20 protein-coding genes and 1 pseudogene are annotated in these 24070 nt (G+C 70.2%); 9 read left to right on the top strand and 12 right to left on the bottom strand.

The features are described 5' to 3' along the window. Positions 1-177 precede the first annotated feature (177 nt). From tkt to pgl, 6 genes are read left to right on the top strand one after another with little or no spacing between them, the layout of a single operon-like run. Positions 178-2274, top strand: coding sequence for a transketolase (gene tkt / locus UA74_RS12510; protein WP_075740401.1), 2097 nt, complete (start codon positions 178-180; stop codon positions 2272-2274). Next, positions 2274-3398 carry a transaldolase gene (gene tal / locus UA74_RS12505; protein WP_075740400.1) on the top strand — a complete coding sequence of 375 codons (1125 nt, stop codon included), beginning with the start codon at positions 2274-2276 and terminating at the stop codon, positions 3396-3398. The genes tkt and tal overlap by 1 nt, the downstream gene beginning before the upstream one ends. Beyond that, a complete protein-coding gene (locus UA74_RS12500) occupies positions 3395-5026 on the top strand; it encodes a glucose-6-phosphate isomerase (RefSeq protein WP_075740399.1) in 1632 nt (543 codons plus the stop codon). The genes tal and UA74_RS12500 overlap by 4 nt, the downstream gene beginning before the upstream one ends. After that, positions 5023-6567 (top strand): glucose-6-phosphate dehydrogenase, encoded by a 1545-nt coding sequence (gene zwf, locus UA74_RS12495; protein ID WP_075740398.1) that lies wholly within the window; start codon positions 5023-5025, stop codon positions 6565-6567. The genes UA74_RS12500 and zwf overlap by 4 nt, the downstream gene beginning before the upstream one ends. Further along, on the top strand, positions 6564-7784 hold the full coding sequence (opcA, locus tag UA74_RS12490; RefSeq protein ID WP_075740397.1) for a glucose-6-phosphate dehydrogenase assembly protein OpcA: 1221 nt from the start codon (positions 6564-6566) through the stop codon (positions 7782-7784). The genes zwf and opcA overlap by 4 nt, the downstream gene beginning before the upstream one ends. Then, positions 7771-8541 carry a 6-phosphogluconolactonase gene (pgl, locus tag UA74_RS12485; protein ID WP_075740396.1) on the top strand — a complete coding sequence of 257 codons (771 nt, stop codon included), beginning with the start codon at positions 7771-7773 and terminating at the stop codon, positions 8539-8541. The genes opcA and pgl overlap by 14 nt, the downstream gene beginning before the upstream one ends. 216 nt (positions 8542-8757) lie before the next feature. Here the strand turns inward: pgl and UA74_RS34250 are convergent, their stop codons facing one another. Then, positions 8758-8916 (bottom strand): TetR/AcrR family transcriptional regulator C-terminal domain-containing protein, encoded by a 159-nt coding sequence (locus UA74_RS34250; RefSeq protein WP_404799988.1) that lies wholly within the window; start codon positions 8914-8916, stop codon positions 8758-8760. Positions 8917-8976: 60 nt separating this feature from the next. Here UA74_RS34250 and UA74_RS32780 point away from each other — a divergent pair. Beyond that, positions 8977-10109: pseudogene (locus UA74_RS32780) on the top strand (FAD-dependent monooxygenase). Between the two features lie 141 nt (positions 10110-10250). Next, on the top strand, positions 10251-10658 hold the full coding sequence (locus UA74_RS12470) for a DUF2267 domain-containing protein (protein ID WP_075740393.1): 408 nt from the start codon (positions 10251-10253) through the stop codon (positions 10656-10658). Positions 10659-10886: 228 nt separating this feature from the next. Here UA74_RS12470 and UA74_RS12465 read toward each other — a convergent pair whose 3' ends face one another. After that, a complete protein-coding gene (locus UA74_RS12465) occupies positions 10887-12422 on the bottom strand; it encodes a hypothetical protein (protein ID WP_075740392.1) in 1536 nt (511 codons plus the stop codon). 200 nt (positions 12423-12622) lie between these two features. Between UA74_RS12465 and UA74_RS31750 the strand changes: the two genes are divergently transcribed. Beyond that, positions 12623-12793, top strand: coding sequence for a hypothetical protein (locus tag UA74_RS31750; protein ID WP_157434143.1), 171 nt, complete (start codon positions 12623-12625; stop codon positions 12791-12793). 60 nt (positions 12794-12853) lie between these two features. Here the strand turns inward: UA74_RS31750 and UA74_RS12460 are convergent, their stop codons facing one another. The 10 genes from UA74_RS12460 to UA74_RS12415 form a co-directional block, all read right to left on the bottom strand. Continuing rightward, positions 12854-13195 carry an RNA polymerase-binding protein RbpA gene (locus tag UA74_RS12460; protein WP_075740391.1) on the bottom strand — a complete coding sequence of 114 codons (342 nt, stop codon included), beginning with the start codon at positions 13193-13195 and terminating at the stop codon, positions 12854-12856. 71 nt (positions 13196-13266) lie between these two features. Further along, positions 13267-13503 (bottom strand): preprotein translocase subunit SecG, encoded by a 237-nt coding sequence (secG, locus tag UA74_RS12455; RefSeq protein WP_075740390.1) that lies wholly within the window; start codon positions 13501-13503, stop codon positions 13267-13269. 73 nt (positions 13504-13576) lie between these two features. Beyond that, the gene (gene tpiA, locus UA74_RS12450; protein ID WP_075740389.1) at positions 13577-14365 is read right to left on the bottom strand and encodes a triose-phosphate isomerase; all 789 of its coding nucleotides are present in this window, start codon (positions 14363-14365) and stop codon (positions 13577-13579) included. Between the two features lie 6 nt (positions 14366-14371). Continuing rightward, positions 14372-15607 carry a phosphoglycerate kinase gene (locus UA74_RS12445; protein WP_075740388.1) on the bottom strand — a complete coding sequence of 412 codons (1236 nt, stop codon included), beginning with the start codon at positions 15605-15607 and terminating at the stop codon, positions 14372-14374. Between the two features lie 19 nt (positions 15608-15626). Beyond that, a complete protein-coding gene (gene gap, locus UA74_RS12440) occupies positions 15627-16646 on the bottom strand; it encodes a type I glyceraldehyde-3-phosphate dehydrogenase (RefSeq protein WP_075740387.1) in 1020 nt (339 codons plus the stop codon). A 548-nt stretch (positions 16647-17194) separates the two neighbouring features. Beyond that, complete coding sequence (gene whiA, locus UA74_RS12435) at positions 17195-18181, bottom strand: DNA-binding protein WhiA (protein WP_075740386.1); 987 nt, start codon at positions 18179-18181, stop codon at positions 17195-17197. 2 nt (positions 18182-18183) lie between these two features. After that, positions 18184-19200: a gluconeogenesis factor YvcK family protein gene (locus UA74_RS12430; RefSeq protein ID WP_075743729.1), complete on the bottom strand. Its 1017-nt coding sequence runs from the start codon at positions 19198-19200 to the stop codon at positions 18184-18186. A 50-nt stretch (positions 19201-19250) separates the two neighbouring features. Next, complete coding sequence (gene rapZ / locus UA74_RS12425) at positions 19251-20108, bottom strand: RNase adapter RapZ (RefSeq protein ID WP_075743728.1); 858 nt, start codon at positions 20106-20108, stop codon at positions 19251-19253. A 41-nt stretch (positions 20109-20149) separates the two neighbouring features. Further along, positions 20150-22474, bottom strand: coding sequence for an excinuclease ABC subunit UvrC (gene uvrC, locus UA74_RS12420; protein WP_075740385.1), 2325 nt, complete (start codon positions 22472-22474; stop codon positions 20150-20152). A 156-nt stretch (positions 22475-22630) separates the two neighbouring features. Further along, entirely contained in the window at positions 22631-23722 is a 1092-nt protein-coding gene (locus tag UA74_RS12415) for a hypothetical protein (RefSeq protein WP_075740384.1), read from the bottom strand. Positions 23723-24070 lie beyond the last annotated feature (348 nt).

Genomic DNA, 24070 nt, shown 5'->3' with positions numbered 1-24070 from the left:
GTGACCAAGGCCGCCGCGGCGGGCCCCGACACGGAACCCTGCGTTCGCGTCCGGCCGGACTAGGCTGGTCGGCGGACGAAGGGCTGCGTGAGCGGAGGCGTGATCCCCAGAAAGTGCTGAGGTACTCGGGTGCCCTCCGGTACAGCCCGCTTGACGAGCGAAACAGGAGCAGATTCCTTGTCCGTGAGCGACGATCTGAGCCGCCTGACCACGCCCCACCTGCCCGCCGACTGGTCGGAGGCGGACCGGCGCGCGGTCGACACCATTCGAGTGCTGGCCGCCGATGCCGTGCAACGCACGGGGAACGGGCATCCCGGCACCGCGATGAGCCTGGCGCCTGTCGCCTATGCGCTCTTCCAACGAGTGATGCGCCACGACCCGACCGACGCAGACTGGATCGGCCGGGACCGCTTCGTGCTGTCCGCAGGTCACAGCAGTCTGACCCTCTACATCCAGCTCTTCCTGTCCGGTTACGGGCTGGAGCTGGACGACCTGAAGGCGTTGCGCAAGTGGGGGTCCAACACGCCGGGCCATCCTGAGCACCGGCACACCCCCGGCGTCGAGATCACCACCGGCCCGTTGGGACAGGGGCTGGCCTCCGCGGTGGGCATGGCCATGGCCGCCCGGCGGGAGCGCGGTCTGTTCGACCCGACGCCCGAGTTCGGCCAGAGCCCGTTCGACCATCAGATCTTCGTGATCGCCTCGGACGGCGACATCGAGGAGGGCGTCACCTCGGAGGCCTCCTCGCTGGCCGGACACCAGCAACTCGGCAACCTCGTCGTGATCTACGACGACAACAAGATCTCCATCGAGGACGACACGACGATCGCGCTGTCCGAGGACACCGCGAAGCGCTACGAGGCCTACGGCTGGCACGTCGAGGTCGTCAACGGCGGCGAGAACGTCACGGACATCCTCGCGGCGCTGGAGAGGGCCAAGGCCGAGACCGGCAGACCCTCACTGGTGCTGCTGCGCACGGTCATCGGCTTCCCCGCGCCGAACAAGGCCAACACCGGCAAGGCGCACGGTGCCGCGCTGGGCGAGGACGAGGTGGCCGAGGTCAAGCGAATCCTGGGCTTCGACCCCGAACGGTCCTTCCAGGTCGACGACGAGGTGCTGGCGCACGCCCGCGCGGTGGTGGATCGGGGCGCGAAGGCCCACGCCGAATGGCAGCAGTACTTCGACGCCTGGGCTGCGCGGGAGCCGGAGCGCAAGGCCCTGCTGGAACGGCTCAGCGCGCGGGTCCTGCCCGAGGGCTGGACCGAGAAGCTGCCGAGCTGGGAGCCCGACCCCAAGGGGATCGCGACGCGCAAGGCCTCCGGCGAGACGCTGGCCGCGCTGGCCGAGGTGCTGCCGGAGCTGTGGGGCGGCTCGGCCGACCTCGCGGAGAGCAACAACACGACGATGAAGGGTGCGGACTCCTTCGGGCCTGCGAGCACCTCCACCAGGGAGTTCACCGCGCATCCGTACGGCCGCACGCTGCACTTCGGCGTCCGGGAGCACGCGATGGGCGCGATCCTCAACGGCATCGCACTACACGGACCGACCCGGCCCTACGGCGGCACCTTCCTGGTGTTCAGCGACTACATGCGCCCCGCAGTCCGGCTGGCGGCTCTGATGAAGGCGCCCGCCGTCTACGTCTGGACGCACGACTCGATCGGCCTCGGCGAGGACGGCCCGACGCACCAGCCGATCGAGCACCTGGCCGCGCTGCGGGCGATCCCCGGCCTGACGATCGTGCGACCCGCCGACGCCAACGAGACCTCGGCGGCCTGGCGGACGATCATGGAGCGTCCCGACGGCCCGGTCGGCCTGGTGCTCAGCAGGCAGAACCTGCCGATCCTTGCGGGGACCTCCACGGAGGGCGTCAGCCGGGGCGGCTACGTCCTGGCCGAGGCCGAGGGCGGCGAGCCGCGCCTGATCCTCATCGCCACCGGCTCCGAGGTGCAGATCGCCGTGGAGGCCAGGGAGGTCCTCCAGGCCGAGGGCGTGCCGACCCGCGTCGTGTCGATGCCCTCGGTGGAGTGGTTCGAGGCACAGGACCTGGAGTACCGCGAGAGCGTCCTGCCGCCCTCGCTGCATGCGCGCGTCGTGGTCGAGGCGGGCATCGCCCAGCCGTGGTACCGCTTCGCCGGTTCCGACGGCGTGATCGTGTCCATCGAGCACTTCGGCGCCTCAGCCGACTACCAGACGCTGTTCCGCGAGTTCGGCTTCACCACGGACTCCGTGCTGGCCGCCGCACGCGTCACTCTGACCAGAGTCGAGGAGAAGTGATGAGCAGCAACGACCCGCTGGCCGCATTGTCCGAAGCAGGGGTGTCGATCTGGCTCGACGACCTGTCCCGTGACCGGATGGACTCCGGCAGTCTCGACACGCTCATCCGAGACCGCCACCTCGTCGGCGTCACCACGAATCCGACGATCTTCGCCGGCGCGCTCGCCAAGGGCACCGCCTACGACGAGCAGGTCGCCGAGCTGGCGGCCCGCGACGCGTCGGTGGAGACCGCCGTCCATGAGATCACCACCTCGGACGTCAGGCGGGCCTGTGACGTCTTCCGGCCGACCTGGGAGGCCACCGACCGCGTCGACGGCCGGGTCTCCCTCGAGGTCGACCCTCGGCTGGCCCATGACACCGCGGCGACCGAGGCGGAGGCCGCGGCGCTGTGGGAGGCGGTCGACCGACCCAACCTCTACATCAAGATCCCGGCGACCGTCGAGGGCGTGCCCGCCATCGCCCGCACGCTGGCCGCCGGGATCAGCGTGAACGTGACGCTGATCTTCTCGGTGGACCGCTACCGCGAGGTCATGGACGCCTACCTCGAGGGACTGGAGCAGGCCAAGGCCAACGGCCACGACCTGCGCTCCATCACGTCGGTGGCGTCCTTCTTCGTGTCCAGGGTGGACAGCGAGGTCGACAAGCGGCTCGACGCGCTGGGCTCCCCGGCCGCCGAGGCACTGCGCGGCAAGGCCGCCATCGCCAATGCGCGGCTGGCGTTCGCCGCCTACGAGGAGGTCTTCGGCTCGGAGCGCTGGCAGGCCCTCGCCGAGGAGGGTGCTCGTCCGCAGCGGCCGCTGTGGGCGTCCACGGGTGTCAAGGACCCGGCCTACTCCGACACGCGCTATGTCGACGAGCTGGTGACCTCCGGCGTGGTCAACACCATGCCGGAGAAGACGCTGTTCGCCGCCGCGGACCACGCGACGGTCGCAGGCGACACGGTGCGGGGCACCGGGTCCGCCTCTCAGGAGGTCTTCGACGCCCTGGCCAGGGAGGGCGTGGACATCGACGACGTCTACGTCGTGCTGGAGAACGAGGGCGTGGCCAAGTTCGAGAAGTCCTGGGAAGAGCTGCTGGAGACCGTGAGCGGTCAGTTGACGAAGGCGAAGGACAGCACTCGATGACCGAGGTGAACAACGCGGCCCCGTCGGTCGTGATCGCCGACGGGCCGTGGGCCCAGGAGGCAGGCGAGCTGGCCGAGCGGCTCGCGGCGGAGGCCGTGGCAGGCGAGCTGACGGCGGGCAATCCGACGCTGTGGGGAGCCGACGCCGAGTCCGAGGCCGCCGTGCGACTGGCCTGGACGACCCTGCCCAAGACCTCCCGCCCCCTGCTGGGCGAGATCGCGGCCCTGCGCGGCGAGCTGCATGCCGAGGGCGTCGATCGGGTGGTGCTGGCCGGGATGGGCGGCTCGTCGCTGGCTCCCGAGGTGATCACCGCCGCCGCAGGCGTGCCGCTGACGGTGCTGGACACCACCGATCCCGGCCAGGTGGCCGACGCGCTGGCGGGCGACCTGTCCCGCACGGTGCTGGTCGTGTCCTCCAAGTCGGGCTCCACCGTGGAGACCGACAGCCATCGACGGATCTTCGAGCACGCCTTCGAGGCGGCGGGCATCCCGGCCGCCTCACGGATCGTCGTGGTCACCGACCCGGAGTCGCCGCTGGAGACGGCGGCTCGGGCGGCGGGCTACCGGCATGTCTTCCGCGCCGATCCGCACGTGGGCGGCCGGTACTCGGCGCTCACCGCCTTCGGGCTGGTGCCCGCCGGACTGGCGGGGGCCGATGTGGCCGGGCTGCTGGCCGAGGCCGCCTCGGCCGCCCCGACGCTGGCCCAGGACGAGCCGGACAACCCGGCGCTGCGGCTGGCAGGCGCCTTCGGCGCGGCGCTGGCGCGTGGCGCGGAGAAGGTCGTCTTCGCCGACAACGACTCCGGCCTGCCCGGCTTCGCGGACTGGGCGGAGCAGCTCATCGCGGAGTCGACGGGGAAGAACGGCACCGGTCTGCTGCCGGTGGTGGTGGAGAACGTCTCGGCACCGGGCTTCGTCGATGCAGGCGACGACGCCACCACGGTCGCCCTCGGCTCGCCGGACTCGGCGGCGACGCTGACGGTGTCTGGCTCGCTGGGGGCGTCCTTCCTGCTGTGGGAGTACGCCACCGCGATCGCGGGCAGGCTGTTGGGCATCAATCCCTTCGACCAGCCCGACGTGGAGGCGGCCAAGACCGCCGCCCGGTCGCTGCTCGACTCGTCGGACGGCTCGGCGACTCCGACGCCGCTGCTGGTCGACGGGCCGGTCGAGGCCTATGTCGCGGGATCGTGGCAGCCGCCGGAGGGCGCGGGCCTCGACGAGCTGATCGCGTCGTTCGTGGCGGCGGTGCCCGAGACGGGCTATCTGTCGCTCCAGGCGTACCTGGACCGCGAACAGGACGCGTCGGCGGCGGTGCTGCGTCGCGAGCTGGCCAGGAACACCGGAGTGCAGACCACCTTCGGGTGGGGTCCCCGCTTCCTGCACTCCACGGGCCAGTACCACAAGGGCGGACACCAGAACGGCGCGTTCCTCCAGATCACCGGTGCGGCGGAGGAGGATCTGGCGGTTCCGGACCGGCCCTACACGCTGGCCACGCTGCAACTCGCCCAGGCGCTGGGCGACGGCACGGTGCTGGCCGATCGGGGTCGCCCGGTGCTGCGGCTGCATCTGACGGACCGGCTCGCCGGACTCGCCCGCCTGGCCGAGGCGGTCCAGGGAGTGAGCCGGTGAGCGTCACCAGGAAGGAATGGCGCAACCCCCTGCGCGACGACAGGGACAAGCGACTGCCCCGCATCGCCGGTCCCTGCGGTCTGGTGATCTTCGGGGTCACCGGCGACCTGTCCCGGCGCAAGCTGATGCCCGCGATCTACGACCTCGCCAACCGAGGTCTGCTCCCGCCCGGCTTCGCCCTCACCGGCTTCGCCCGGCGGGAGTGGGCAACCCAGGACTTCCGCAAGGTCGTCCACGATGCCGTGCGGGAGCACGCCAGGACGCCCTTCCGGCAGGATGTCTGGGACCGGTTGGGGGAAGGGCTGCGCTTCGTCCAGGGCAGCTTCGACGACGACGTCGCCTTCGACCGGCTCGCCGAGACCGTCCGCGAACTGGACGAGGTGCGCGGCACCGGCGGCAACCACGCCTTCTACCTCTCGGTGCCGCCGAAGGCGTTTCCGCTGGTGTGCAGGCAGCTCGCCCGCTCGGGGCTGTCCGATCCGACGGCGAGCACCGATCAATGGCGGCGGGTGGTGATCGAGAAGCCTTTCGGTCATGACCTGCACAGCGCTCAGGACCTCAACCGGATCGTCAACGAGGTCTTCCCCGAGGAGTCGGTCTTCCGCATCGACCACTACCTCGGCAAGGAGACGGTGCAGAACATCCTCGCTCTGCGCTTCGCCAATCAGCTCTTCGAGCCGCTGTGGAACGCGCACTACGTCGACCACGTGCAGATCACCATGGCCGAGGACATCGGCCTCGGCGGCCGGGCCGGGTACTACGACGGGATCGGCGCGGCCCGCGACGTCATCCAGAACCACCTTCTGCAACTGCTGGCGCTAACCGCGATGGAGGAGCCGGTCTCCTTCCATCCCAGGGCGCTGCGCACCGAGAAGGTCAAGGTGCTGGCGGCGACGCGGCCGATGGTGCCGTTCGCCGAGACGACCGCCCGAGGTCAGTACACCGGCGGCTGGCAGGGCGGACAGAAGGTGCCCGGCCTGCTGAACGAGGGCGGCTTCGCCTCCGACTCGGTGACCGAGACCTACGCGGCGATGACCATGGAGGTCAACACGCGGCGCTGGGCCGGGGTCCCGTTCTACCTGCGCAGCGGCAAGCGACTCGGCAGGCGGGTGACCGAGATCGCCGTGGTGTTCAAGCGGGCGCCCCATCTGCCCTTCGACGCCACCGCGACCGAGGAGCTGGGCGAGAACGCCCTGGTCATCCGGGTCCAGCCCGATGAGGGCGTGACGATGCGCTTCGGCTCGAAGGTGCCGGGCACCGCGATGCAGATCCGCGACGTCACGATGGACTTCGGGTACGGCCACGCCTTCACCGAGGACTCCCCCGAGGCCTACGAGCGGCTGCTGCTCGACGTGCTGCTGGGCGAGCCCTCGCTGTTCCCGATGAACGAGGAGGTCGAGCTGTCCTGGCGGATCCTCGACCCGGTACTGGAGTCCTGGCACGCCGAGGGGACTCCCGAGCCCTACGCGGCGGGAACCTGGGGTCCGCCCTCCGCTGACCGAATGCTCGCCAGAACAGGAAGGCACTGGAGGCGGCCGTGATCATCGACCTGCCCTCGACAACCACTTCTCAGGTCAACAAGAAGCTCGTCGAGCTGCGCGAGACCGGCGGGGCCGTCGCGCTCGGCCGGGTCCTCACCCTCGCCATCATCACCGACGACGGAACACAGGCCGAGGAGGCGATCACGGCAGCCAACGAGGCCAGTCGGGAGCATCCCTGCCGTGTCGTGCTCATCGCCAAGGGCGCCCGCCGGGCTGCGGCTCGGCTGGACGCCCAGATCCGGATCGGCGGCGATGCGGGGGCCAGCGAGGTCATCATGCTGCGGCTCTATGGTCCGCTCGCCGACGAGGGCGCGAGCTGCCTGGTCCCGCTGCTGCTGCCGGACGCCCCCGTGGTCGCCTGGTGGCCGTACGAGACGCCGAAGGTGCCTGCCGAGGACCCGATCGGTCGGCTGGCGCATCGGCGGATCACCGACGCGAAGTCGGAGCGCAATCCCGTCAAGGCCCTGGAACATCGGGCCGCCGTCTATGCCGACGGCGACACCGACCTGGCCTGGACGCGACTGACGTCGTGGCGGGCGCTGCTCGCCACGGCGCTGGACCTGCCGCCGCACGAGATGGTGGAGTCCGCGATCGTCACCGGCCGTGCCGACTCGCCCTCGACGACGTTGCTGGCGGCCTGGCTGGCCTCGGCGTTGGGCGTGCCGGTCACGCGGGTCCGGTCCCAGGACGGACAAGGCATCGTCTCGGTGGTGCTCCAACGCCGCTCCGGTCAGATCAAGCTGGAGCGGCCCGACGGCCAGTTCGCCACGCTCACCCAGCCCGGCCAGCCCGACCGCAGGGTCACGCTGCACCGTCGGCCGATGCGAGACTGCCTGATCGAGGAGCTGCGCAGGCTGGACCCGGACGAGATCTACTCGCAGACTCTGCAGGCGCTGCCGAAGGTCGAGGGGCATGCGACGGGGACGGCGTCCGGGCGGCGCAACACCGGAGGCCGCACGCGGACGGCGGCGGTGAAGTCGACGAAGTCGGCGACTGCGGGCAAGCCGGTCGGCAAGACCACGACCAAGGCGGGGGGCACCCGGACGACGACGTCCTCGTCCTCGGCGTCCTCCTCGACGGCGAGCACGTCAGGCGTCGCCCGCACCGGTCGGCGGATCGCCGAGCCCAAGCCCAGCAGGCGAGGCTCGACCTCGGCGGCCCGCAGCAGGAGCAGGGCCGCGAAGAACGGAGAGGACACCGCTGGTGAGCAGGCCTGAACTGGTCGTCCATCAGACCGGAGAGCTGCTGGCCGATGCCGTCGCGGCACGGCTGGTGACGGTGCTGGTGGACGCCCAGACCGAACGCGGGCGCGCGTCGCTCGTCCTCACCGGGGGGCGCACCGGCGGGGCGGTGCTGGCCGCACTGCGCACCTCGTTGGCTCGGGACGCCGTGGACTGGTCGGCGGTCGACTTCTACTGGGGCGACGAGCGATTCCTGCCCGCAGGAAACGCCGAACGCAACGAGACCCTGGCACGAGAGGCACTGCTGGATCACCTGCCGATCGACCCCGCCAGGGTGCACCCGATGGCCGCCTCCGACGGGCCGCTGGGAGCCGACCCCGACGCGGCGGCGGCCGCCTACGCCGAGGTGCTGGCCGAGGCGGCCGGGCGATGGGAGGGCGAGTCCGTGCCCGCCTTCGACGTCTGCCTGCTCGGGGTCGGGGAGGAAGGCCACACGGCCTCGATCTTCCCGGACTCCCCCGCCGTGCACGAGCAGCAGCGCAGCGTCGTCGCGGTGCGGGACTGTCCGAAGCCGCCGCCCACCCGGATCTCCCTGACCCTGCCCGCCATCCGCGCCTCGGCGCAGGTGTGGCTGATCACGACCGGGGCGGGCAAGGCCGAGGCCGTCGCGGCGGCCATGCGGGGCGCCGACGAGGTCGCCGTGCCCGCTGCGGGAGCCACCGGACGACAGCGCACCCTGTGGATCGTGGACTCGGCCGCCGCAGCCCTGCCCGACGGCGGGCCGCCGCGCTGAGCACGTGCTGATACCGGCTGGTGCCGGGCGTGGTCCGTTCGCGGGCCGCCCCGGCACCACGCCGGTCGGCGGCGCTCGGCTGGTCCCGGCCCGCACTCGATCGGCATCGACGTGGATTCCGCGCCGGACCGGCCGAGACGCCCCGGCGGCGATGCCGAGGCGATCGCACGCCCCTTCCCCACCCCTCGGCGGAGTCCCCGGCCGGAGCAGGCCGCGTCATGCCGGTGGGCCCGCCGCGTCTCGTGCGGCGGAGGCCCTCGCGGCCACGCCGTCGAGCAGGCAGGCCAGTCCGAAGTCGAAGCGCCGGTCCGCGTCGACGTCCTGTGCGTCGCGCAGCCGCCGCGCGAACTCCGGATAAGCGCCGCCCCCGGACAGCCCGTGTCGGATGACCGAATTCCCGTCGTGATCGCAGGCGGCGGCACCGTCGGATCGGCCATGGCCGCGTTCCTAGCCGACCACGGCATCGTGTCCCTCGTCGCGGAAGCCGAGGCCACACCGTCCATCCATCCCCGCGCCACCGGACTCGGGCGACGAACGATGGAGATCCTCCGACAGGCGGGCCTCGCGGAGCAGGTCGGCGCCTTGGCCGTCGATCTTGCGGGCAGCATGGGCAAGATCTCCGCCCCGACGCTGGCCTCGGCCGACCTGTCCGCCACCCCACGACGCCACGGCCGCACCGAGCTGCCGCCGACGCGGCAGAGTCGCCTCGGTCCTGTCGAACTCTCCGCTTCCTGCCCGCAGAACCGTCTGGACGCCGTCCTGTCGTCGGCCGCACGCAAGGGCGGCGCCGCCGTCGTCCACTTGACCCGGCTCCGTTCCTTCTCCCAGGACGACATCGGCGTCACCTCGGTGCTGGACTGCCCCGATGGCACCCGGTCGGTCCGGTCGGACTATCTGATCGGCGCCGACGGCGCGCGCAGCGGCGTGCGCGACGCACTCGAGATCGGCACGTCCGGGCCGAGCGGACTGGGCAGGCCGATGATCAACGTTCTGTTCCACGCCGATCTCGACGCGTACACGGCGGGACGTCGATTCGCCGGCTGCGACATCACGACTCCGGAGGCGCCCGGCATGCTGGTCACCGTCGGCGGGGCGACGAACTGGATCTTCCACACCGCCGCCGAATCGATCGCAGGTCGGGCAAGGCAGCTCACTCCTCGGCGATGCCGCGAGTTGATCCGGGCCGCGGTGGGCATCCGGACCTCGACGTAGAGGTGCTGCGCATCCTCCCTAGGCAGCCGCGCGGCATGCTCGCCGACCGCTTCCAGGATGGTCGGGTCCTCCTGATCGGAGACGCGGCGCACGCGATGCCGCCGGTGGGCACGTCCGGGGTGAACACCGGCATCGCCGACGCACACAACCTGGCCTGGAAACTGGCCGCTGTGCTCGACGGCCACGCGGGCGGCGCCCTGGTGGAGACCTACCAGGCGGAGCGGCGTCCTCGCCTGCCGCACGCGTGGCTGGAGAGTGACGGCCCGCCGCTCTCGACATTCGACCTCATCCGATCCGAGTTCACCCTGCTGACCGGGCGGCGAAACAGGCGTCGGACCGCCTCGGCCTGCGCCTGACGACACACCGGATCGGGGTCGAGCGATCCAGGGCAGACCTGTGGACCTGCGAGGGAGGCACGGGCGGGACCTCCCACCAGCGCCGGTGTAGCCCGGCGCCCCGGCGGGTACGGCAATGGGGACCCGGAGAGGAGCGACGGCATGAGACATGACGAGTTCATCGGCCAGGTTCAGGCGCGGGCACGACTGTCCAGCCGGGGCGAGGCCGAGACCGCGACCAGGGCCGCCCTGGAGACGCTGGGCGAGCGAGTGCCAGAGCAGGCGGCCGACCACCTGGCCGACCAGCTGCCGACCGAGATCGCCGAACATCTGCGCCGCACCGAGGTCATGGGCGGGGCAGGCACGGGAGAGCGGTTCGACCTCGACGAGTTCATCCGGCGAGTCGCCCAGCGCGGTCACATGCACGAACCGGACGCCGTGTACCGCTCACGAGTGGTGCTGGAGGTGACCGGCGAGGCTACCGAGGGCGTGCTGGACAAGGTGCGACACCAGCTCCCCGAGGAGCTGCGCACCCTGATCGACGCGGGCAGCAGCGGCCCGCTGCGCTAAGAGCCGGTCTTTGATCCCCCTGGAGTCGTGAGCGGGAATCAGCGTGGCTGAGCTGCAAGGCGGAGGAAGGAGACATAACGGAGTTATGTTGACTGACGACAACGCCGCAGATCGCCGCCACCTGCCCCGCGCAACAGGAAAGTGGGGATCAAAGACAGGCTCTCAGGAGGCGGTCCGGTCGCGTACTCACCTCACCTGGTGGAACGCGACCGGCCGGCGGGGGCACAGTCACGTCAAGGTGTTGGGCACATTGCGATGCGGCCCGTAATAGCCGATGTGCACCATGCCGGTCTCCCTGGACGGATGGAAGTAGATGCGAGGGGCCAACGGCCCGCCACCGGTGGCGATCTTGATGTGGGCCTCCATGTAGATGCGCCCAGAGGGAGACACTCGCCGATCGACGATGAACTCCCGTTTACTCCATAGCCGGGTGGAATTCCGCACGGTCTCGCTCTCCTTCATCGCGAGCTTCTTGGTGGTGGCGGGCCAGGCAGCGGGATGGCCCGAGGTCTCACACCAGGTCCAGAACGTGCCAGGAGCCTCGCCTCCGACCAGCGCCACCGCGTAGGCGTGGAGGGCCAGAAACGCACGCCACGAGGTCTCACCCCAGGCACGCGCCTCAACCGCGTTGTCGAGATGCGCAATATGGGCACATGCTTCGGCGGGAAGACACAACCGATCATTCAGATGCTCCTGTGCGAGCAGGATCGCGTCGGTGGGCGAATCCGCGCTCGCGGGCACCTGCTCGGCGAGGAGCTGCTGCATCGCCTCCGGCTTATCGCGCCATAACGCAGGCTCGGCGAGGGCGAGCTTCCGACGTGCCTCACCGAGCTCCGCCCGAAGCCTGTTGTTGTCCCCCTCCAGCTGATACTGCTCATCGAGGAGATCGAGATATCGCTGATCGAGCGAGGACACCCTGGTGCGGAGCTCGGCCGACTCCTCCTCCGCAATCGTGATGAGTTCGGCCCACTCGGCAGGCTCCCGTCGTACCGCGTCATTGAGCATTCGTTCGGCGAATTCGAAGCTCGCGGGCGCCCGCCGGGCGCCCGCTCGCAGCGAGATCGCCCGGTTGATCACCTGTCCCGCAGTCTGGCGATAGCGCAGGAAACGCGTGGGCAGGGTGTACCGATGCCGCCAGCCCTCGTCCAACGCAGGGTCCACGCCGGGTTCATAGATCCGGAACGCGCCGTCCCGGACCGCGTAGGAGTCACCCATGATCAGATTGAACTGCTCTACGCCCGTCTCATCCAGCAGAGTGATCAGCGCGAGACCCGCAGCCATACCGGCGGCCCGCACCATCAGCTCGTCGAATCGGTCCCGCATCGGCATCGCCGCCCGCGAAGCACGGAACGAGGAGTCGCGCGGGAGTGGCGTGAAGACGACCACGGGCACCACTCGACCCATACTCGTGATCAATTCGGCAAGTTCTTCGGCCCCGTCGGCGCCCACGAATTCTCGAGGCTGATGTGACAGCAGCACATCTGAGTCGGTCGGATTCACCCCTTCAGAAAGGAGAGTTCGGACGAATTTCGGAGCGGCGACCGTGACGTCATCGAGCGACTCGTAACTCACCGCCTCGACGTCGACCCAGATCCAGCCATGCTGTCCGCCGAGGTCCTTCTCGACGCAGTCACCTGCCCACGAACGCACGGTCGTCGTCCATCGCGAGCCGTCGTCTCGTGTCTCGACGAGCATGCCGCGAAAGACCGCCGAGATCTCGGTGCCAGGACGGTTGCTGACCTCATAGGCGATCCGAGACCGCATTGTCCCGTCGTCAGTCCGTTCCTGAGGTGAGTCCGTGAGGAGACGACCGCGGCTCTTCGTCGTGACCCACGCGGAGAACACCCGGCGCACGCGAGCCACCAGGTCCACATCGCGATCGCTCCATAACGCGCGATAAAGAATGGCCATGTGAACCCCACCACCTTGATCGTTCGAAGACCACACGATAGCAATCACAAACGATGGTGCGGCAGTTCGACGGGCAGGCGGAGCTGATGGTTCGGCAGGGACCCGGCCGCGCCGAGACTCCGGTACCGCGTTCGGTCGGGCGCCTGGGCAGGCAGCAGAGCCGGAGCTGCCACGACGTCGTCCTGCACACCTGTCACGTCGGACAGAGCGACGGCAGGGCCTGAGACGACGACGACACCGCCCGGAACGGACGGTGTCGTCATCAAGATCGGGCGAACCCGCGCCTATTCGCCTCGACGCTCGCGCAGTCGCTTGAGCGCCTCATCGAGTATCGCCTTGCCGTCGGAGTCGCTGCGCCGTTCCTTCACGTACGCAAGATGCGTCTTGTACGGCTCGTTGCGCGGCGGCGCCGGAGGCTGTTCCTCGTCACGACCTGCGGGGCACCCGCAGCGCGGACAGTCCCAGAACTCCGGCTCGTCCGCGTCGACCGCGAACGAAGGCCGCACCTCGTGGCCGTTCGCACACCAGTAGGAGACCCGACGCCGAGGCGCCGACTCCCCACGCTCCGACTCGCCTATCGGGCCCGCGCCGACTCGCGTGCCTCTGATCGCGTTACCACCAGCCATCGACGCTCAACACCCCACAACGTGGTAGCCCTACATGCCGACCGGAGGGACCGACACGTGCTCGTCGCGGATCAAGCGTCGATCCGGACCAGCAGACCCACCGCCACGATGCAGATGACCCAGATCGCGCTCGTGAAATACGTGATCCGGTCGAGATTCTTCTCCGCGACGTTAGATCCGGACAAGGTCGACTGCATGCCGCCGCCGAACAACGACGACAAGCCGCCCCCGCGACCCTTGTGCAGCAGGACAAGCAGGATCAGAGACAGGCTGGAGATCACCAGCATGACGTGCAGGAAGAGTCTCATCTCACCCTCGCGTTGTGGCGGTAGGCATCAAAGGGTACCGGGTCGGTGACCGCGGGTGGTACGCACGGCTAGCTCAGGGCAGCGGTCCACCCGCTGCGAGCGCGCAGAGCTTAGCGAACTCGTCGGCGTCCAAGCTGGCGCCGCCCACCAGAGCGCCGTCCACATCGGACTGAGCGATCAACTCGCCGATGTTGCCGGACTTGACGGAACCACCGTAGAGGACCCGCACCTGGTTGCCGACCTCGGCACCGTACTTCTCGACCAGCGCGGCCCGGAGCTCGCCGCACACCTCCTGCGCGTCGGCAGGCGTGGCGACCCGGCCGGTGCCGATGGCCCACACCGGCTCGTAGGCCACGACGACCTCGGCCACCTGTTCGGCCTTGAGCCCCTTGAGCGCCGCGATGAGCTGGGCACGGCCGTGTGCGACGTGCCCACCCGCCTCACGGACCTCCAGCGGCTCGCCGACACACAGGATCGGCGTCAGGCCGTGCTTGAGCGCGGCCCGCACCTTCTTGTTGACCAGGTCGTCGTCCTCGGCGTGGTATTCACGCCGCTCCGAGTGCCCCACGATCACGTAGGAGCAGCCCAGCTTGGCGAGCATCGCGCCGGACACGTCGCCGGTGTAGGCACCGGACTCGTGCGGCGAGAGATCCTGCGCACCATGCTTGAGCAGCAGTTTGTCCCCGTCGATCAGCGTCTGCACGCTGCGGATGTCGGTGAACGGCGGGATCACCGCCACCTCGACCTTGGCGAAGTACTTCTCGGGCAGGGAGAACGCGATCTTCTGCGTCAGCGAGATGCCCTCGAAATGATTGAGGTTCATCTTCCAGTTGCCCGCGATGAGCGGTTGACGAACAGCCATCTGCCTTCAGTCCTCCAGGACCGCGACGCCGGGAAGGACCTTGCCCTCCAGGAACTCCAGGGACGCCCCACCACCGGTGGAGATGTGCGAGAAACCGTCCTCCGGCAGTCCGAGGGCTCGGACCGCCGCAGCGGAGTCCCCGCCGCCGACCACGCTGAACGCCTTGCCGTCGACCAGCGCCGTGGCGACCGCTCTGGTGCCCTCCGCGAAGGCGGCGAACTCGAAGACGCCCACCGGGCCGTTCCAGAACACGGTGGCCGCGTCGGCCAGCCGCTCGGCGAACAGCTCACGAGTTCGGGGGCCGATGTCGAGGCCCTCCCGGTCGGCCGGGATGGCGTCGGCGGACACGACCTTGACGTCGGCGTCGGCGGCGAAGTCCGTGGCGGCCAGCACGTCGACCGGCAGCACCAGCTCGACACCGCGTCGCTCGGCCTCGGCGATGAAGCCGCGCACCGCGTCGAGCTGATCGGCCTGCAACAACGACTTGCCGACCTCGTGCCCGCGAGCCTTGAGGAAGGTGTACGCCATGCCGCCGCCGATGAGCAGCCGGTCGACCTTGGCCAGCAGGTTCTCGATGACCGCCAGCTTGTCGGAGACCTTCGCCCCGCCCAGCACCACCGCATACGGCCTGGCGGGCTCCTCGGTGAGCCTGCGCAGCACCGTCACCTCGGCGAGCACCAGCTCGCCCGCATAGTGCGGGAGCAGCCGGGCCACGTCGTACACCGAGGCCTGCTTGCGGTGCACCACGCCGAAGCCGTCCGAGACGAAGGCGCCGTCGGAGCCGACCAGGTCGGCCAGCTCGCGGGCCAGCGCACCGCGCTCGGCCTCGTCCTTGCTGGTCTCCCTCGGGTCGAAGCGCACGTTCTCCAGCAGCGCCACCGAGCCGTCGGCCAGGCCGTCGACCGCTGCCTTGGCAGACGGACCCACCACGTCCTCGGCCGCGGCGACCTCGACGCCGAGCAGCTCACCGAGCCGCGCGGCCACCGGGGCCAGTGAGAACTTCTCTTCCGGCACGCCCTTGGGCCTGCCGAGGTGCGCGGCGATCACCACACGGGCGCCCGCCGCGATCAGCGCCGACAGCGTGGGCAGCGAGGCGCGCACCCGGCCGTCGTCGGTGATCCGCTGCCCGTCGAGGGGGACGTTGAGGTCGGCGCGCACGAGCACGCGCCGACCCCGAACACCCTCGGCCAGCAGGTCCTGAACTGTCGCGACGTCCCCGCGAGGGGACTCTGACGTCGTCACTGGGCCGTCCTCTTCCTGATCAGGAGAGCTTGGCGCCGACCAGCACGGCGAGGTCGGCCAGCCTGCTGGAGTAGCCCCACTCGTTGTCGTACCAGCCGACGACCTTCACCGTGGTGTCCGCCTCGTCCGGGCCCGCCGTCTGCGTCAGCGACGAGTCGAAGGTGCAGGACGCGGGAGAACCGACGATGTCGCTGGAGACGATCTGGTCCTCGGTGTAGACCAGCACGTTCTTGAGCGACCCCTCGGCGGCGGCCTTGAACGCCGCGTTCACCTCGGCCTTGGTCACCGGCCGGGACAGCTCCACGGTCAGGTCGGTCACGGAGCCGTCCGGCACCGGGACGCGCATGGCCATGCCGTCCAGCTTGCCCTTGAGCTCCGGCAGCACCAGCGCGGTGGCCTTGGCGGCACCGGTCGTGGTGGGAATGATGTTGGTCGCGGCGGCACGCGCCCGACGCAGGTCCTTGTGCGGGAAGTCGAGGATGACCTGGTCGTTGGTGTAGGCGTGCACCGTCGTCATGAGGCCCTTGACGATGCCGAACGCCTCGTGCAGAACCTTCGCCATCGGCGCCACGCAGTTGGTGGTGCAGGAGGCGTTGGACAGCACGACCTGGCTGCCGTCGTACTTGTCGTCGTTGACGCCGAGCACCACGGTGAGGTCCTCGCCCTTGGCAGGCGCCGAGATGATGACCTTCTTCGCGCCCGCCTCGATGTGTTTGCGCGCGTCCTCGGCCTTGGTGAAGTGGCCGGTGGACTCGATGACGACGTCGACGCCCAGCTCGCCCCACGGCAACGCGGCCGGGTCACGCTCGGCCAGCGCCTTGATGGTCTTGCCGCCGACCTTGATCGAGTCACCCTCTGCAGTGACCTCTTCATTCAGCGTGCCCAGCACGCTGTCGTACTTGAGCAGGTGTGCGAGGGTGGCGATGTCGGTCAGGTCGTTGACGGCGACGATCTCGACGTCCAGACCGGATGCGTTGACTGCGCGCCAGAAGTTGCGCCCGATGCGACCGAAGCCGTTGACGCCTACACGAACCGTCACGGTGCGTCTCCTCAGATACTCGAACGATTGATTGCCGGTGAGTTACACACGGATGGCCACGCTGCCAGCCGCCACCCTATCGCCCGACGAGAAGCACAGGTCATCACGACCTGATGTCTCTCTTGATCGAGCCAGCACACGGTAACCGGCGCGCCTGCCCGCTGCCCACCCCCCTCGAACATCGAGTAGCGGCAGCAGGCCCGGCGCACCGCACGCTCGCTGCGGTGATACGACTTCGGGACCCCCCAGCCTGCCCGCACGACGACGATCGATCCCGATTCGCCGCAGGCGACCGGCGGCCGCGACCGGCAGCGAGGCCGCTCTGCGCCGTCGGCAGGGCGGCGCACCACCGCAGGAACTCGCAGGCATGGGCCGCCCGCCGTTAGAGCCTGTCTTTAATCCCCACTTTCCTGTTGCGCGGGGGGCCGGCGCGGCGATCTGCGGCGTTGTCGTCAGTCAACATAACTCCGTTATGCCTCCTTCCTCCACCTGGCAGCTCATCCACGCTGATCCCCGCTCACGACTCCAGGGGGACCAAAGACAGGCTCTTAGACCTCCGCCTCCAGCATCTCGGCGGTGACCGCGGCGTCGGTGTCGGGAACTCCGAGATCACGAGCGCGCTTGTCCGCCATCGCCAACAGCCTGCGGATCCGTCCCGCCACCGCGTCCTTGGTCATCTGCGGGTCGGCGAGCTGGCCCAGCTCCTCGAGCGAGGCCTGTCGGTGCGCCAGCCGCAGTCTGCCTGCCGCGAGCAGATGCTCCGGCGTCTCCGGCCCCAGCAGTTCCAGCGCCCGCTCGACCTTGGCCGCCGCCGAGACCGCCGCTCGCGCGGAGCGCCGCAGGTTGGCGTCGTCGAAGTTCGCCAGTCGGTTCGCCGTGGCCCGCACCTCGCGGCGCATTCGACGCTCCTCCCACGCCAGCACGCTGGAATGCGCGCCGAGCCTGGTGAGCAGTGCTCCGATGGCATCGCCGTCGCGGACCACCACGCGGTCGGCGCCCCGCACCTCCCGCGAACGGGCCTGCACGCCGAGCCTGCGGGCCGCGCCGACGAGCGCCAGCGCAGCCTCCGGACCGGGACAGGTCACCTCCATGGCGGAGGAACGCCCCGGCTCGGTCAGCGAGCCGTGCGCGAGGAAGGCCCCGCGCAGCGCGGCCTCCGCATCGCAGACCCCGCCGGAGACGACGTGGGCGGGCAGGCCCCGCACCGGCCGCCCCCTGGGGTCGAGCAGCCCGGTCTGCCGGGCCAGCCCCTCACCGTCGGCGGCGACTCGTGCCACGTAGTGGCTGCCCTTGCGCAGCCCGCCGGAGGTGATCACATGCACCTCGGCCGTATAGCCGAAGAGATCGTGGATCTCCTTGCGAAGTCGGCGAGCCACCGAGCCCGTGTCGAGCTCGGCCTCGACGACGACCTTTCCGCCCACGATGTGCAGGCCCCCCGCGAAACGCAACAGCGAGGAGACCTCGGCTCGACGGCAGCACGTCTTGGTCACCGTCAGCCTGCTCAGCTCGTCCTTGACCGACGCGGTCATCGCCACGATCAGTCCTCCTCTCCCTCGGCCCGCCGCGCCACACCGCGACGGCCGGACTCCGCGTCCCGACCCTGCGCCCCCGCAGTGGCGAACGCCTCGGCCAAGGCCTCGGCCAGAGCCTCGGGATCATGCCGCTCAGGTGCGCCGACGACGGCGACCCGACGAAGATGGGCCGTGCCGCCCAGAGAATCGGCCGCTCTGCGCAGCCGATCCGGGGTCGGCACCGAGTCAACGTCCGCGACCACCGCGTCCACCCGTAGTCGGGGGGCGTGTTCGGAGAGTACGTGCAGGTGTTGTTCCGGTGAGAACCCGGCCGTCTCGCCCGGCTGGGGCACGAGATTGAGCACGACGACCCTTCTCGCGGTCGTCTGGACCAGTGCCTCATGCAGCTCCGGCACCAGCAGATGGGGCAACACGCTGGTAAACCATGATCCAGGACCGAGAAGGACGACGTCCGCATCGAGCACGGCCGCCACCGCCTCCGGGGTCGCCCGAGGCGTCCGGGTGGGACCCGTGGCGTTGTGCAGCCGGACTCTTTTCACTCGTCCGGGGGTAGTCGCGACGGCGACCTGACCCCGAATCCGGCGGATCACGGCGGGGTCCTCGTCCAGACCGGCCACGTCTGCCTCGATGTCCAACGGCTCGGTCGACATCGGCAGCACCCGGCCGCTCGCCCCCAGCAGCAGCCCGGCCTGGTCAAGCGCGACGACCGGATCGCCGACCACCTCCAGGAGCCCGGCGAGCAGCAGGTTTCCCACCGCGTGGCCCGCCAGCGCGCCGTGACCGCCGAACCGGTGCTCGAAGACCTCGCTCCACCGCGTCCCGGGAACATCGTGCGTGGCGAGGGCCGCGAGCGCCTTGCGCAGGTCACCGGGCGGCAGCAGGCCGAGTTCGCGGCGCAGCCGCCCGGACGACCCGCCGTCGTCGGCGACGGTGACCACGGCGGTCGGTCGCACCGCCAGTCGTCGCAGGGCGGCGAGCGTGACCTGAAGCCCGTGCCCGCCGCCCAGCGCGACCGCCCGCAGTTCGCCGTCCTGCGGGGTTCCCGAACCCAGCGTCCCCGCACGCTGTGTCGTCACTCGCGTCCCAGATCCCGATGCACGACCTTGACGGTCAGCCGGTCCTCGCTGGAGAGGCGGTGGGACAGCTCCTCCGACAACGCGACACTGCGGTGCTTGCCGCCCGTGCAGCCGAGCGCGAGCGTCAGGTATCGCTTGCCCTCCCGCCGGTATCCGGCGCTGACCAGCCGCAACAGCTCGTGATAGCGGTGCAGGAACTCCTCGGCGCCCTCCTGGGAGAGGACGTAGTTGCTGACGTCGGAGTCCTGGCCGGTCTGGTCCCGCAGCTCGGGGATCCAGAACGGATTGGGCAGGAATCGCACGTCCATCACCAGGTCGGCGTCCATCGGGAGACCGTACTTGTACCCGAAGGACAACACCGTGACCCTGGTCCTGGTGCTCGCCTCCGAGCCGAAGGCGTCCTCGATCTTGCCGCGAAGCTGATGCACCGACAGGCCGGTGGTGTCCAGCACCAGGTCGGCCTCCTCGCGCAGCCGCGACAGCAGCGCCCGCTCGGCACCGATGCCGTCGGCCAGCCGCCCGTCACCCTGCAGCGGGTGGCCGCGTCGGACGGCCTCGAACCGGCGGATCAACACCGCGTCCGTGGCCTCGAGGAACAACACCCTGGGCTTGTAGCCCCTGGCGTCCAGATCCTTGATCACCGAGGCCAGATCCTCGGTGAACGCCCGACTCCGCACGTCCATCACGACGGCGACCCTGGTGATCACCGAACTCGACCTCGCGCCGAGCTCGACCATGGTCGAGATGAGCTCCGGCGGCAGGTTGTCGACCACGAACCAGCCCAGATCCTCCAGGCATTTGGCCGCGGTGCTCCGCCCCGCACCGGACAGCCCGGTGACCACCGCCACCTCGATGCCCGGCTTGTCCTGCGACCCCTCGTTCTCGGGTGCGCTCGTCACGTCCCCTCCTGTTCCCCGTTCGATGTGCTGCTCCCACTCGCGTTCCCGTTCAGCGCCAGATGCACCGCCTCCGCGGTCCGTCGTCCGACGCCGGGGACGAGGCTGATCTCCGCCACGTCCGCAGCCCTCAACCTGCGGAGCGAACCGAAGTGTTTCAGCAAGGCGGCCCGCCGGGTTCGACCGAGTCCGGGGATCTCGTCGAGTGCGGAGGTCGTCATGCGCCGCGAGCGCTTCTGCCGGTGATAGCCGACGGCGAAGCGGTGTGCCTCGTCTCGCACCCGTTGCAGCAGGTAGAGCGCCTCACTGGTCCGAGGCAGGATCACCGGTTCCGCCTCGCCGGGAACCCAGACCTCCTCGAGTCGCTTGGCGAGGCCGACCACCGCCACGTCGGTGACGCCTGCCTGGTCGAGTTCCTCGGCGGCTGCGGCGGCCTGCGGTCCGGCCCCGTCCACCACCAGCAGATTGGGCGGGTAGGCGAACCGCCTCGGCCTGCCGGTCTCGGGGTCGATGCCGGGTCGGGACGAGGGGGTGTCGAGATCGAGATCGAGATCGCCGGTGGCGAGCGCCGCCGTCGGGCCTTCCGTCTGGTCGACGGGGTCCCCGCCTCCAGTCCGCTCGAACTCGACGGGCGGCTCGGCGTCCCGGCTCGCGGCGGGTCCGGCGGCGTCCGTTCCGACAGCGACCTGCTCGGGAGCAGCCTCGGTTCCCGGCTGCTCCCCGCTGGCCGCCTCGGCACGGTGGCGGGCGAAGCGTCGGCGGACGACCTCGGCGATGGAGCCGACGTCACCGCCCTCGACGCCTTCGCGGATCGCGAACCGCCGGTAGTCGGACTTGCGCGGCAGGCCGTCCTCGAAGACGACCAACGAGGCCACCACGTCACTGCCCTGCACGTGGCTGACGTCGATGCACTCGATTCGCAGCGGCGCGCTGTCGAGCGCCAGGGCCTCCTGAAGCTCCTGCAACGCCTTGGACCGCGCGGTCAGGTCGCCCGCCCTGCGCATCTTGTGCTGGGTGAATGCCTCGACGGCGTTGCGGGCCACGGTGCTCATCAGAGTCCGCTTGTCGCCGCGACGCGGTACGCGAAGACTGACCCGCCCGCCGCGCAGGCGAGACAGCCACTCCGTCATCGCCTCGGCGTCCTCGGGCAGCCGAGGCACCAGTACCTCTCTCGGCACGGGGCTGCCACCGCCATCGGCCTGCTCGGCCAGGCCGGCCTGTTCGCCGTAGAACTGGCTCAGGAAGCGGCTCACCAGTACCGGGGAGATCGAATCCGCGGCGCCCGGCTGCCGGTCTTCGGCATCGAGCTCGGCGGCCGCATCGGACTCCGCCGCCGAATCCGTCTCGGCAGGCTCCGCGGCAGGGCCCGAGCCCGAATCGGCGGCCGACCGTTGCGCGGGCTCCACGACGGTCTCGGCGGACTCCGGCGCGGCGGCGGCAGGATCGTCGGTCTTGTCGATGACCCAGCCCCGCTGTCCCCGGACCCGCCCGCCGCGAACGTGAAAGATCTGGACGGCGGCCTCCAGCTCGTCCTGCGCGAAGGCGATCACGTCCGCATCGGTGCCGTCACCCAGCACCACCGCCTGCTTCTCCATGGCACGGCGCAGGGCGCCCACGTCGTCGCGAAGCCGTGCGGCCCGCTCGAACTCCAGTTCGGCGGAGGCCTCCTGCATCTCTCGCTCCAGCCTCCGGACGAGCGAGTCGGTGCGCCCGGCGAGGAAGTCGCAGAAGTCGTCGACGATCGCCCGGTGCTCCTCGGCGTCGACCCGACCCACACAGGGCGCGGAGCACTTGCCGATGTAGCCGAGCAGGCAGGGCCGTCCGATCTGCTGGTGACGACGGAACACCCCGTTCGAGCAGGTTCTGGCCGGGAAGACGCGGAGCAGCAGGTCCAGGGTCTCCCGGATCGCCCAGGCATGGGCGTACGGACCGAAGTACCGCACGCCCTTGCGGCGAGGCCCCCGGTAGACGAACAGCCGAGGGATCTCCTCGTGCAGGGTGACCGCGAGCACGGGATAGGACTTGTCGTCCCGGTAGCGGACGTTGAAGCGCGGGTCGTACTCCTTGATCCAGGAGTACTCCAGCTGAAGTGCCTCGACCTCGGTGCCGACGACCGTCCACGCCACCGACGACGCGGTGGTGACCATCTGTCGCGTCCGCGGATGCAAGGTGGACAGATCGGCGAAGTAGGAGGAGAGCCGCGAGCGCAGGCTCTTCGCCTTACCGACGTAGATCACCCGGTCGGTGTCGTCACGAAAGCGATAGACGCCCGGCTCGTCCGGGATGGCACCCGAGGCGGGGCGATACGTCGAGGGGTCTGCCACCCGCCCAAGCCTACGGCGGCGCTCCGACACCGCCGCCACACCCGGTCGAAGATCGCGTCGAGAGCCGGGACGGGCTCGGTACCGACGGGCTGGCGAGATCGCATACCCGCCGCCCCGCCGCTCACTCGGGCGTCCGTACGGCACAGAGCAGGGTGGTCACTCCGCCGACGGCCAGGGATCGAGCAGGTACCGCCCCCGTGTCTCCTCGGCCGCATCAGCGGCGAGCCCGGCAGAGACATCAGAGACAGGCCCGCTCCCCGGTGGTTCGGCGTGCCACGCCCATCCCGACGGAGTCGCCGAGGCAGGCCGGGACAAGACCGGTGCCGGCTCCGAACGGAGGCCGATCTGCTCGGTGACCGGACGCGCACCGTCGTCCTCGGCGTTCCCGGCGACCCCGGTGAACAGGTCGGCGAGGCCGCGTCCGAGCCACAACAGCAGCATCACCAGGAACACCGTCGCGAGGACCACGGGAACCACGAAGGCCGGGATCACCAGCGTCTCGGGTTTGAAGCTCCGACGGGGTCGGAGGCGGGCCGCCATGGCGGCCGAGGAGTCCACGGCCTCCTCGGGATCGTCGGACGCGTCGTCCTCGCGGCCCTGCCTCGGCTCCGGGATCGAGTGCTCGACGAAGGACTCCTGGTTGAGCTGCTCATTGCTGGGGACGTCGAAGGCCAGGTGCAGCGCCGACAGCACGGCTCGGACGTCGGAGGTGCTCCACCGGCGCCCGCCCCGGTCCAGCCGGACCACCGTGCGGCGGATGGACTCGTGATCGCCTGCGCAGACCAGGTAGTTGCCCAGTCGCCCGCTCGCCCGATCCTGCTTGACCTTGAGATCGGGTCCCGCCACGCACACCAGACCCGCGACGGCGTCGTCCCGGACGCCCAGCGTCCGAAGGTGCTCGCGCAGCGCGAAGACGAGTCGCGTGACCCGCTCCCCCGGATTCGCGTCCTGCTCGGTGCCCAGGGCGGCGTCCATCCCGTCCACCGTCCAGGCGCCGCCTGCGTCCGCACGGAGTCTGCCGCCGCGATACCAGGGCAGCGAGCGGAGTTCGACGACGATCAGCATCGCGGGGGTCAGCAGGACCGCATGCGCCTCCTGCTGCTCGCCGTTGGGCATCGGGACGGGAATCTCGAAGTAGGCCAGTCCCGAGAGGCCGCTGCCCCGACCGGCTTCGAGGAGCCGTTGCCGGAACCACGAGCCCGCGGTGCTGGACAACTGCTTCGCACGCTGTGTTCCGACGACCTGCATGCCGCCTCCTGTGCGACTGTGCGCGACCAATCGGCAACCTAGCGCAGCGATTCGTGCCTGCCGAGGGTGCTGCGGCGACACCACCGAGACGGCCGCATCAGCTCACCCGCCCGGCGCAGAGTGATCGCCGCGCGGTCGCACGGTGTCGCGGTCGCTGCGCCCGGCCGGGGTCGACCGATGCTCCGGTCGAGACAGCGACCGGGCGAGCCGGCTGAGGCGGGCAGGCGGGCCAACCGGCACGAAACGCGGGACTCGGCACCACAACGCGGCACCCCGACCGCCCGCTGCGCGTGAGCGAGGACGTCCCGGCAATCGAATCCCATTCTCGCTGTCGTCCGAACGCGCCTC

It is taken from the genome of Actinoalloteichus fjordicus, from assembly GCF_001941625.1.
GTDB classification, from domain to species: Bacteria; Actinomycetota; Actinomycetes; order Mycobacteriales; family Pseudonocardiaceae; genus Actinoalloteichus_A; species Actinoalloteichus_A fjordicus.
The sequence above is the reverse complement of the archived record's forward strand: the minus strand, read 5'-3'. Positions and strand labels throughout refer to the sequence as shown.

Bases quoted from the DNA above. Each gene is read 5' to 3' on its own strand.
- tal (WP_075740400.1), top strand. From the start codon at position 2,274: ATGAGCAGCAACGACCCGCTGGCCGCATTGTCCGAAGCAGGGGTGTCG.
- secG (WP_075740390.1), bottom strand. From the start codon at position 13,503: ATGAGACTCTTCCTGCACGTCATGCTGGTGATCTCCAGCCTGTCTCTG.
- UA74_RS12460 (WP_075740391.1), bottom strand. From the start codon at position 13,195: ATGGCTGGTGGTAACGCGATCAGAGGCACGCGAGTCGGCGCGGGCCCG.
- UA74_RS31750 (WP_157434143.1), top strand. From the start codon at position 12,623: ATGGTGCGGCAGTTCGACGGGCAGGCGGAGCTGATGGTTCGGCAGGGA.
- UA74_RS12500 (WP_075740399.1), top strand. From the start codon at position 3,395: ATGACCGAGGTGAACAACGCGGCCCCGTCGGTCGTGATCGCCGACGGG.
- UA74_RS12415 (WP_075740384.1), bottom strand. From the start codon at position 23,722: ATGCAGGTCGTCGGAACACAGCGTGCGAAGCAGTTGTCCAGCACCGCG.
- tpiA (WP_075740389.1), bottom strand. From the start codon at position 14,365: ATGGCTGTTCGTCAACCGCTCATCGCGGGCAACTGGAAGATGAACCTC.
- UA74_RS12470 (WP_075740393.1), top strand. From the start codon at position 10,251: ATGAGACATGACGAGTTCATCGGCCAGGTTCAGGCGCGGGCACGACTG.
- UA74_RS12465 (WP_075740392.1), bottom strand. From the start codon at position 12,422: ATGCGGTCTCGGATCGCCTATGAGGTCAGCAACCGTCCTGGCACCGAG.